The sequence below is a fragment of the Candidatus Chordibacter forsetii genome (assembly GCF_964187505.1).
Taxonomy (GTDB): domain Bacteria; phylum Verrucomicrobiota; class Verrucomicrobiia; order Opitutales; family Seribacteraceae; genus Chordibacter; species Chordibacter forsetii.
The window spans coordinates 1-10661 of the sequence record NZ_CAXLML010000045.1; the positions used below are offsets into that span (position 1 = coordinate 1).

The window sequence follows — 10661 nt, forward strand, 5'->3', positions numbered from 1 at the left end:
GCAAGCGTCCATTTATCGAATCCACTCTCAAAGTCATCGATGAGTTGTCCCTGCCATGGATCGGGTAGGGGCTCTTGCTGTTTTTTGCGAATTAGGTTGGCTGCGACAATGAAGGACTGAATGATTTTCTCGGGGTTACTTGGGGAGACGGTTTCCAAAGAAGTGGATCCGAGTAATTTCTTCTGTTTGGAAAGAGTCTTTTCCCTCCATCCCCATACATCTAGGGGATAATCCACTTTGGCTGAGCTGTTTAAAAAGCCGGTAAGGGCGTAGTAATCGGCGGTGGAGATGGCGTCAAATTTGTGATCATGGCAACGGGCACAGGAAATCGTCAGTCCCTGGAATGCCTTGCTCATCACATCAATCTGGTTGTCCTGGTGGTCCGCTTCATTTTGCAAAACATCGGTTGGCCCATGGGTGGCGTCGTGAAAGTACCAAAAGCCCGTGCCAATGACCGATTCATTATACCCTTCTGTCGGGTGTCGTCGGGGTTTTTTCAGAAGGTCACCAGCGAGGTGCTCGCGAATGAAGTGATCGTAGGGCACATCCTCATTAAATGCTCGGATAACGTAGTCCCGGTATTCGTGAGCATGATCAATTTCAAAGTCGAATTCATGTCCGTAGGTGTCCGCGTATCGAACCAGGTCCATCCAGTGTCGTGCCCACTTTTCTCCAAAGTGAGTGGAGGCGAGCAATTCATCTACGATTTGCTCTTTGGTTTGTTCAAGAGATCCTGCGAGTTGCTCCGGGCTTGGGGGCAGCCCGATCAGATCAAAATAGACCCTTCGTATCCAGGTGCGTTGGTCAGCAGGTAGGGCAGGTTTCAAGCCTACGTCATCCACTTTTTTCTGAACAAAGCGGTCGATCGCAGAGGTTGCTTCCTTGGCACCTTGGATTGTGGGATGAGCGGCCGTCTGGACTGGTCTCCAGCTCCAATGTTCGGTAAACCGTTTTTGCAGGTCAAATTTCTCCACAAGTCCCTCTTTTTCCTCCACTTTAGGCCGTGGGTCGGGAGCCCCCATCGCCACCCATTTTTCCAAGATGGCAATTTCCTCGTCTTCGATCTTGTACTTCGGAGGCATCGCATCCACCAGTTCTTCAGTGTGCTTGACTGCATCGATGACCATACTTTCGACAAGGTCACCGGGAATGATCGCAGGTCCGCCCACGCCCCCGGTCGCCCATCCCCATTTTGAATCGAGGAAGAGTTTTCCCTTTAGTTTTTTCGCCTGATTCGAATGGCAGTCGTAGCAATGCTCCGCCAAAAGGGGGCGCACTTTAGACTCAAAAAAATCGCTTTGTTCCGAAGTGAGCTGGTCCGGCTGGATCTTCTCTTCTGCACAGGTCAGGTGACCGAGTAAAAAGATGCCGAGGGTTGTAAGGAAACACTTCATTGATATAAGTGCGTTAGGCCAGGATTTGTTTAATGATGTGACCGTGCACATCCGTAAGACGCATATCTCTACCACTAAAACGGAAGGTACTTTTGGTATGCTCGATTCCCAACAGGTGGAGCATGGTCGCATGCAGGTCATGGATATCCCATTTGTCTTCGATTGCCTTGTACCCAAAGTCATCCGTTCTGCCCACACTTGAACCACCTTGGACCCCTCCACCCGCCATCCAGATGGTAAAGCCAAATGGATTGTGATCGCGCCCATTGGCTCCCTGAGCGAACGGGGTACGGCCAAACTCTCCGGCCCATACGATGAGGGTTTCATCGAGCATGCCTCTGGCTTTGAGATCCTGAATCAGCCCGGTGATCGGTTGGTCGATGGTCAGGCAGTTCTTGTTGTGCCCGTCTACCAAGTCTTTGTGTTGGTCCCAACGATCCCCGTTGCCACCGGGGCAGGTCAGTTCGATGAAGCGAACGCCGCGTTCGACCAGACGGCGGGCAATGAGGCATTGTTTGCCAAAGGTCTGGGTATTTTTGAAGGTAGAATCCAGGCCGTATAATTTCTTGGTCGCCTCAGTTTCGCCCCGTAGGTCGGTTAGTTCAGGAACCGAACTTTGCATAAGGTATGCGGTTTCATAATTGCGAATTGCCGCTTCCACCTGAGGGTCCCCCTGTAAATCTGCCAAGGTAGACTCATCAAGACCTCTTATCAGGTCGAGCTTACTTCGTTGCAAGGCATCGTTGGGTTCTACCCGTTTCACATTTGCGATGGGGTTTTCGTTGGGCAAAAAGACTGATCCCTGGTAAGAGGCGGGCAAGAAACCCGAGCCAAAGCAGTCCAGCCCACCGGGAGGGATTAGACCTCCATTGAGAACGACAAAGCCGGGAAGGTTTTGGTTCTCGGTGCCCAACCCATATCCGAACCATGCTCCCATGCTTGGACGTCCCTGAAAGCCAGAACCTGTGTGTAGAAAGTAATTGGCGGAGGTGTGCTCGGCAAAAGGGGAGGTCATCGACTTGACCATCGCCAGTTCATCCGCCACTCCAGAGAGATGCGGAAAGAGGGAACTTATCCAGTGCCCGCATTCCCCGTGTTGCTTGAAATCCCACTGTCCCTGAAGAACTTTGCCGACTCTATCAAACTGGGTACGCTCCAATTTGCCAATGGCAGTTCGGGGATCCTGTCCGTTGTATTTCTTGAGAGCGGGCTTGTAATCAAAGGTATCTACCTGTGAGGGCGCTCCGTCCATATAAAGAAAAATTACACTCTTGGCCTTGGGCGGAAAATGAGTGGGCTTGGGGGCGAGGGGATTGTTGAGGATTGGCGATCGACCTTCAGCACTTAATGCAGACAGGGCAACTGCTCCAAAGCCATTAGCACACCAGCGAAGCATATCCCGCCGGTTAGTCGGTTGTTGTAGAAAGTTGTTACAGTGCATGGGCAAATTGTTGTTTATAAAGTTCTTAGACTATTTTCTATTTCGCAACTAAGAATCCCGCAAACGGAACAATCTTTGTTCGAAGGTAAAACGGAGGAAATATAGATTTATCCTTAAATCCCGTAGTCGATTGTAACTTTGTGAATACCTATTATTATCCGTTAAGTGGTTCATTTTGTTTGATTGAAAAGTTGTAGATTTATCAATTACAATAGCATTTAATGTAAATATTGGGAATATGTATTCTTGACCATGGAATACCAATCGTTGACATAAATGTTTTGTAAAAATGAAAAAAAACCGTTCATTACACTTTGCTGAATCAGTATCAGTAGCAGAAGCACGCCAGTTTTTTCTTGGTCTGCCCATTAAAGAAAATCTTTTTAAGATTGTTAGCGTGGGTTGCGAACGTTGTCTGCCTGGCTATTTGGTTGATCGAAAGGCTCTGGATTTCTCGGTTGTGGAGCTGGTGGTAGAAGGCGAGGGGAGGGTTGTGCTTGATGGAGTTGGTTATTCCCTGTCCCCTGGTTCATTGTTTTTTTATCAGGGTGGTGAACCTCACAGGATTGAAAATTATAATTGTAAGCCGATGCTTAAATATTTTATCGCTTTTTCAGGCACTGATTCCAGCCTCTTTAAATCGGATTTCTTTTCGGTACAATCAGGCTCTATTCGATTACAAAACTACCCAGATTTATCTGATCTTTATGAGTTGATTCTCTTAAACACAGCAAGTAATTCGTCAGTTTCTGAGGAAGTTTGTACTAACCTGTTACGGGTTCTTTTGCTTAAGGTTGGAGAACGAATTGATCGACAACCGACGGTGAGTTCTCGATCCTGGGATACTTATGAGAGGGTGCTTTTGCATTTACGGAAAAACTATCTTCGATTGAAATCGATGAAGCAGTTGGCTAATGAAACTCACTTGGATCCCGCTTATCTTTCCCGAGTGTTTAAACGTTTTCATAAGGAATCTCCCTATTCCTGCCTCATGCGTATGAAAATGGAACATGCTGCCTCGCTCCTCTTAAAGTCAGGAATGCTAGTTAAGGAAATTGCCTATGAGCTAAACTTTGAAAACCCTTATCATTTCTCCCGCAGTTTTAAAAATATTATTGGAGTCTCACCCGACCGTTTTTCAGGGCGTTTCGATAGCTAATATGTGGAATAAACGGGCTTGAAGAGTAAAGATTTTCTTTCTCTAATGGATTGTATGAAGTTCGCTCTATTGAATGGCATTATAATCTGTTCATCTCTTTTCTCTTTTGCTCAAAAACCAACTTCTCCTGTTTTGGAAGTGAAGTTAATCAAGGAAATTGCTTTGCTTATCGATAAGAATAAAACCATCCCGCTTACCGAATTAAGAAAACAGCTGAAAAATGTATCCGGTAAAAAAATAAAAATCCCCAAGGTATCCCCCTTTGTTTATGACCCCAAAAATCTATATGAGCTTTGCAAGCCATCGACCCTTATCGTGGCAAAATTATATAAGTGCGGACATTGCACAAACTGGCATTCGGGAAGTGCCACTGGATTTCCACTTTCCAAGGATGGAGTTTTTGCCACCAATTATCATGTAATCGATCAAACTGATGGGGAAACATTGGCGGTGATGGATACGGAAGGAAATATTTTTCCAGTTACAGATGTGCTAGCCGGAGACAAAAAATCGGATGTGGCTATTCTCCAAGCTTCTGGTGCCAAATTCCGGCCTCTTCCTCTTGGTGATCCTGCAGCGATCGGTTCTTCTGTTCATGTGATCAGTCACCCCGATGGAATGTTTTATTACTACTCGAAGGGAATGGTTTCTCTATACGACGGGATCATGGGACCAGATCGCTCACTTAGAGAATGGATGATGATCTCCGCTGATTATGCACGGGGATCGAGTGGGGCGGCTGTATTAAATGACTTCGGCGAGGTAGTTGGCATGGTGGCAAGCACCGTGACCATAAACTATGAAAAACAAAAAAAGACCAATCCACAAATGGTTATTCGCTTGTGTGCCCCCATCAAAGCAATTCGCAAACTAATCGAATAATCAGCTTTAAGAATTAGTAACTACTTTTGGTTAACTCTACTTCAACCCTGTTTGCCGATTTTCGGATCTTGTTACAGGGAGCCATTCTTTTGATGTACCAAAGATGCAATCAGGTATGGTGGTGTAAGGGATGTAAATAAAAGGTTTTATTTAGGTTAGCTTTATCATATCTCCACTGCGGAAGGAATGGTCGGCAGCGAGTACAATCTCGCTTGCCCGTATAGCACTATTTTGATGTTCGGTCAGATCTGTTGTGCCTTGAATACCACTTAGGAAAAAGACTTGTTCCCGCCGGCAAAGTTCGTCGTGGTCGGGTTCGTCTTCCAAATCAATATATTCATCCACCGCTTCCCTTTCTCCCTCCTGATTAGTTTGGCTGCGGTGTAAAAGGATTCGTTCCGTTTGGGTATGTGCATCCACCGAGGATGATTTTCCCCGAGCAGAAGCATCGGCAGCCACAATACTGGCACTCCCAAGCGGGCCAACCACATCTTTTACGAAAAACGCGGTTTCGCTCATCATTGGTCCCCAGCCTGCTTCGTACCAACCTACGCTTCCATCTTCAAAGGTTACTTGAAGGTGTCCGTAATTAATTTTGTCGCTGGGTAACTCGTCGGACAGTTGTGCTCCAAGTCCCGATACCCGAACCGGTTTAGCCCCCGTCATTTGACACATGACATCAACATAATGGACTCCGCAGTCCACGATCGGAGAGATCGAAGAAAGTAGGCTTTTATGAGTTTCCCAGTTCTTACCGTAGGATTGCTGGTTTAAATTCATTCTCATGACCAAAGGTTTGCCAAGGGTCTTGGCAACTTCGACAAATTTTATCCAACTCGGGTGCTGTCGTAGAATGTATCCAACCACCAATGCTTTGCCCTGGGTATGTGCAAGTTCAACAAGTTCGCGGCATTGCTCGGTGCTTTCGGCCAAGGGTTTTTCGGTAAAAACATGGCAACCTGCTTCCAAAGCTAGCTTGGCAAAGGAATAATGGGTATCCGGGTAGGTGGATATACAAACCGCATCCGGCTTAAGTTCTTCAAGAGCCAGGGCATAATCATTTGCCTCGGGAGTGCCTGCGGGTAATTCCGCCATCAATTTGGCACGGGATTCCGGTTTGCGGGTGCAGATGGCGGCGATTTCGAATTCAGGAATGGCAGCATAGGCGAGTGCGTGGGAACGCCCCATATTTCCAGCTCCTACCACAAGTACACGAATTATATTCTCTTTGCTCATGCTTAAAACTTTGGTGATATTAAAATTAACGGGCAATCCAATCCGATGGTCGATGCTTCTTTACCAACTCGTCCTGAATCTCCGAAACATGCTGGTAGTACTCTTGGTACTTCAGGTTCTGCGCTGCTGCTTCGTCAAGGATTACTGTGACCCGCTCGTGCAGTTGAAGGGCAGAGCCCGGACAGATGGAGGAGATTGGACCTTCGATCATGTCCTGCACCGCCTGAGCTTTGTTATCACCGGTGGCAATCATTAGTATACGCCTGGTTTCCAGAATGGTACCGATCCCCATGGTGATGGCCAGTTTGGGTTGAAATTCGTCAGGGCCAAAGAATCGGGAGTTGTCCTCTACAGTCTGCTTGGTCAGGGTCTTCAAGCGGGTACGGGAGCGCAGGCTGGAGGTGGGCTCGTTGAATCCGATATGTCCGTCCGTCCCGATGCCCAGTACCTGGAGGTCAACGCCACCAGTTTCCGCAATTTTCTTTTCGAAGGTGGGGCCGGCGTCGAGCGGATTTTCCGCCATCCCATCCGGTACATGAGTATTGGAAAGGTCAATATCGGTCGCCTTAAACAAATTATCATCCATAAAAGTGCGATAACTTTGGGTGTGGTCTGCAGGTATACCCACATATTCATCCAAATTGAAAGTTCTTACCTTTTGAAAGCTCAGTCCATGATCGCGGTGCCTATTGATCAACTCACGGTAAAGCCCGAGCGGGCTGGACCCAGTGGCAAGCCCGAGCACGGTGTCCGGAAAGGCACGTATTTGAGATTCCACCAGATCGGCAGAACGTTTAGCCACCGCATCTTCGTTGGGTAGGATGATGATTTCCATAGTGTGAAAAAGCTTGTGGTTATATATTAGATGAACTTGGTCAGACCTGGTTTTGGAACTCCGGCAACAGGTAGGGGTTGTGAGAAATCAAGGTGGGGAGGGGTTAGATCAAGTTTTGAATTAAGAGCCTGTTGGAAGGATAACTTCTTGCCTGTGTATGCGGCCATACGACCCATGATGGCTACCATGGTGCTATTGGCTGCCCGTTCACCGTCGTTGATTGGTTCTCCGGAACGAATGGAGGCGATTAATTCTTCGTGCTCCGTTTTATACATATCGTTTGACCTGCCGGAGAACCTCCAGGGGTTTTCTCCATCTGCAAAAATAGCGTGCTTATTTTTAGCACTGCAAAACCCTTTTTTACCGAAGATTTCAAGTTCGTAACTTCCGGTTGTTCCATTTTGCTGACGGGAAAAATGATAACCACGGGCACCGTTTGCCCATTTGTAGACCACTGCAAAGTGGTCAAAGATATTGCCGTAACGGTCGGGGTCATCCGGATAGACCTGTCTGCCTCCAGTAGCTTCCGCTTCTACCGGGAGTTCCTCACCCATAGCCCATTGCATCATGTCAATGGAGTGAACCGCTTGTTCGACGATGGAATCGCCCGCCAACCACACGTGCTTGGGCCAGTTACGCATTTGTATTTCCAGGTCAGACTGGGTACCGGTGCGTCCACGGTTACCCCCCACTTCTCCGGCGTTGTAGGTGCTGTACATCGCATTAATATTTCCGACTGCTCCATCTAATACCCGAGAAAAAACTTCCCGCTTGGGGTAATTGTAGCGCCAGCAAAAACCAGACATGAAGCCGAGCTTTTTTTCCTTCGCTTTTTTTGCCAGTTCCAGGACCTTGCGAATGCCTGGAGCATCCACGGCCACTGGTTTTTCGTAAAAGCAGTGAATGCTTTTTTCTACAGCATATTCAAGTTGAGCAGGACGAAAAGCGGGAGGAGTGGTGAGGATGACATAATCTAAACCGGCATCGATCACTTTTTTGTAACAATCAAATCCCGTAAACATATTATCCGGTGAAACTTTGTATCGTTTTCCACAAATTTTCTCGAGGTGCCTGGACCGTTGCTGAATGCGGTCTTCAAACAAGTCCCCAATTGCAACCAACTCAACCTTGGGGTCGGCTTTCATCGCATTGCCAACGGCACCACAACCGCGTCCTCCGCAACCCACGATACCGATGCGGATCGGTTTGTCGTCCGTAAAGCCTTGAGAGACATACGGCGTTAGAGCGGTACCTGCGGCAAGAAGGGCACCAGATTTTACAAAAGTTCTACGGGAATGAGTTTCAGGATTCATGGATTTTATAATGGTGGGTTGGGCTGTCTAAATTTCTTGGCTTAGAGTAGGTTTTCGCAAGCCATAAATAGTACCATGTAAATTATTTATTTTCTGCCCCCTTCTTAACAAAAATGTATCATTTATTGTCCTAAATCCTTGAAATGAGTTAATTCTGGATCAAAATAGAGATAATGAGAGCCACCTTCGAGGCATTGCCCCTGGACCAACAAACTTCCTTTCGCTTTTCCGAAATTGATCAAGGGCAGGGGTTTGATGGCCATTGGCATTACCATCCCGAGCTTGAGTTAAAGTGGGTATTAGATGGCGTAGGCCAACGCATGGTTGGGGATCACATGCAATCTTTTGGCCCATCTGATCTCGTACTTGTCGGCTCCAACCTTTCACATTGCTGGCGAACGGCTCCTGACTACTCGGGACGCTCCCGTGCCTTTCTCGTTCAATTCCCTCAGGATCTTGTATCTCAGGGACCAGAACTTGCTGGTATCCAAAAAATGCTCGATGATTCCCAGCGTGGTCTTTCTTTCCACCTCGGTGGAAACTCTGTTCAGGACCGTTTGAGCAAGAAATTTAAACAATTGGAAATAGCTGAGTTGGGTAGCTGGGAGTCTTATTCCATCTGGTTATCTTTGCTTGGAGAATTATCAGAAATGCCTCGGGAATATTTGGCAAGTGCCGGATACAATCCAAAAGAACCTGAGGATGAACGGCTCGCCCGGGTGATTGATTTTATTTTCGAAAGTGTGGAAGGAAGCGTCGATACGACGGTTTTTCCCGCTGCCTGTAATATCGCATCGATGACTCCCTCTGCCTTTAGCCGGTTTTTTAAAAGACATACGGGGCGCACCTTCTCGAGGTTTTTTAACGAGGCCAAGGTTGCGAGAGCTTCCCGACTATTGGTGGAGTCTGCAGAAACGGTTTTATCAATCTCCCTGGAGTGTGGGTTTGGGAGCCTTAGTCATTTCAATCGTACCTTTGAAGAGATCAAGGGATCCTCCCCAGGCCGTTGGCGCAAGAAGTTTAGAGATTCTTAGAGGCTGAGAGTGCTTCTATGCAGGCTTGGGCAAACCTTGTTCCCAAAATTCGGTATCCATTAGCAGAATAGTGTAAATCATTTTTGATCTTTTTCCCTTTCCGGTTGATTCCGTCATTTAAATCATCGGTATCTATCCAAAAAAATTGTGAATTATTTTCAGCCACTTCCATCTGCACTTCTCTAATCATTGTCCAATGCGGATATTTTTTATTTTGCATATCGAAATCACTTAATCGTCCGATCACCATGATTAGTTGGTCCTCATCCCAGTTTAAATCCTTTGCAAGTTGGGCATGCAGTCCAATCAGTGCATTCTTGTAAAGCTTCCCCCATCCCATTTTTGCATCCCTTTCTCCCTGCATCCATACGAAGCAAACGCTCTGAAGTTCACTTCCCTCTATAGCTTTTTTAACTTGGGAAAGGAGATTGTCATAGAGGTCGCCAAGTTCTTCCGGTTTATTGCCATCAAGATCTTTCCATTCTTTCCACCATCTATGAATGGGTTTGCCACCAAGGGCGTATTGTACGATGGCGACTTCATTTTTACCAAATTCTTCTTCAATCCGAGGAGTGAATGCTTCTTGGGGGCGGTGGCCTTGCATATTTGACTGCCCGGAGAGAATGAAAAGTCTCTTGGCGGATTCTTGGGAAAGTAAAGGAACGTATCCAATCGCAAGGATTAAAAAAAATAAATATGCTTTCAGGACATTATTCATTTAGGTTTGATTTTATTGAGGATGTATTTTTTTAAGGCAAAAAATATTGTAAGTACTCCCCACCATATCGAAAAGTATACGAGGGAATAAAGCCAACCTCCAAAGAGGGCCATCAGTTTGGGCCCACCATCCGCTGCCCATTTTTCAAGTATCGCATCCTGTTCCTCCTTGGGGACGAAGTTTACCAATTCCCAAAGATGATCATAATGTATTTCTACAGCCATTAGGAGAGTGGCCCAGCCAAGCAGGCAGTAAATTATGCAGGTCGCCCAGTTAGGCAGGGGTAACCTTTTAAAATGTCGAAGGAAGAGAAACAGAGGGGGGATAAGACACCATCCCGTGTACAAAACGAGGGAATAATCAAAGGGCGGGCTGGGTACCATATCAGTTAAATTAAGAATCCAATCGCTACCATTGCAAGCAAGTTAAAAGCTTACAGGAGGTTCACCCCTCACTTCCTTAGGTAAGGGAAGTGAGTAGGGGTTAATCTAATTTTGTGGCTCTTCGGCGATCGATTTAATTTTTAGATCGCGCAACTGGCGCTCGGTCACTTCGCCCGGGCTGTCGGTCATTAAATCCTGTCCCTTTTGAGTTTTGGGAAAGGCAATGACATCACGAATGCTCTCACGATTGCAAAGAATAGTGACCA

10 protein-coding genes are annotated in these 10661 nt (G+C 46.8%); 3 read left to right on the plus strand and 7 right to left on the minus strand.

Annotated features, from left to right (window positions below; all coding sequences use genetic code 11):
- Together ACKPQ4_RS02005 and ACKPQ4_RS02010 are read right to left on the minus strand one after the other, a co-directional pair.
- The coding region (locus tag ACKPQ4_RS02005) for a DUF1549 domain-containing protein (RefSeq protein ID WP_407679538.1) at nt 1-1394 on the minus strand (1394 nt) is incomplete at its 3' end.
- 13 nt (nt 1395-1407) lie between these two features.
- Nucleotides 1408-2835, minus strand: coding sequence for a DUF1501 domain-containing protein (locus tag ACKPQ4_RS02010; RefSeq protein WP_407679539.1), 1428 nt, complete (start codon nt 2833-2835; stop codon nt 1408-1410).
- A gap of 289 nt (nt 2836-3124) precedes the next feature.
- Here ACKPQ4_RS02010 and ACKPQ4_RS02015 point away from each other — a divergent pair, with 289 nt between their 5' ends.
- Nucleotides 3125-3994 (plus strand): AraC family transcriptional regulator, encoded by an 870-nt coding sequence (locus tag ACKPQ4_RS02015; RefSeq protein ID WP_407679540.1) that lies wholly within the window; start codon nt 3125-3127, stop codon nt 3992-3994.
- Between the two features lie 54 nt (nt 3995-4048).
- Entirely contained in the window at nt 4049-4876 is an 828-nt protein-coding gene (locus tag ACKPQ4_RS02020) for a S1 family peptidase (protein WP_407679541.1), read from the plus strand.
- Nucleotides 4877-5026: 150 nt separating this feature from the next.
- Here the strand turns inward: ACKPQ4_RS02020 and ACKPQ4_RS02025 are convergent, their stop codons facing one another.
- The 3 genes from ACKPQ4_RS02025 to ACKPQ4_RS02035 are packed head-to-tail and all read right to left on the minus strand — an operon-like array spanning nt 5027 to nt 8260.
- Nucleotides 5027-6112, minus strand: coding sequence for a Gfo/Idh/MocA family protein (locus tag ACKPQ4_RS02025; RefSeq protein ID WP_407679542.1), 1086 nt, complete (start codon nt 6110-6112; stop codon nt 5027-5029).
- Nucleotides 6113-6137: 25 nt separating this feature from the next.
- Nucleotides 6138-6947: a glucosamine-6-phosphate deaminase gene (gene nagB / locus ACKPQ4_RS02030; RefSeq protein ID WP_407679543.1), complete on the minus strand. Its 810-nt coding sequence runs from the start codon at nt 6945-6947 to the stop codon at nt 6138-6140.
- 26 nt (nt 6948-6973) lie between these two features.
- The gene (locus ACKPQ4_RS02035) at nt 6974-8260 is read right to left on the minus strand and encodes a Gfo/Idh/MocA family protein (RefSeq protein WP_407679544.1); all 1287 of its coding nucleotides are present in this window, start codon (nt 8258-8260) and stop codon (nt 6974-6976) included.
- Between the two features lie 173 nt (nt 8261-8433).
- On the opposite strand from ACKPQ4_RS02035, the gene ACKPQ4_RS02040 reads away from it, so the two are divergent.
- The gene (locus tag ACKPQ4_RS02040; protein ID WP_407679545.1) at nt 8434-9294 is read left to right on the plus strand and encodes an AraC family transcriptional regulator; all 861 of its coding nucleotides are present in this window, start codon (nt 8434-8436) and stop codon (nt 9292-9294) included.
- Here ACKPQ4_RS02040 and ACKPQ4_RS02045 read toward each other — a convergent pair.
- Together ACKPQ4_RS02045 and ACKPQ4_RS02050 are read right to left on the minus strand one after the other, a co-directional pair.
- Nucleotides 9281-10012 (minus strand): sialate O-acetylesterase, encoded by a 732-nt coding sequence (locus ACKPQ4_RS02045; protein ID WP_407679546.1) that lies wholly within the window; start codon nt 10010-10012, stop codon nt 9281-9283. The two genes, ACKPQ4_RS02040 and ACKPQ4_RS02045, sit on opposite strands and share 14 nt — an antisense overlap.
- The gene (locus tag ACKPQ4_RS02050) at nt 10009-10236 is read right to left on the minus strand and encodes a hypothetical protein (RefSeq protein ID WP_407679547.1); all 228 of its coding nucleotides are present in this window, start codon (nt 10234-10236) and stop codon (nt 10009-10011) included. Before ACKPQ4_RS02050 ends, ACKPQ4_RS02045 begins: the two co-directional genes overlap by 4 nt.
- Between the last annotated feature and the right edge of the window lie 425 nt (nt 10237-10661).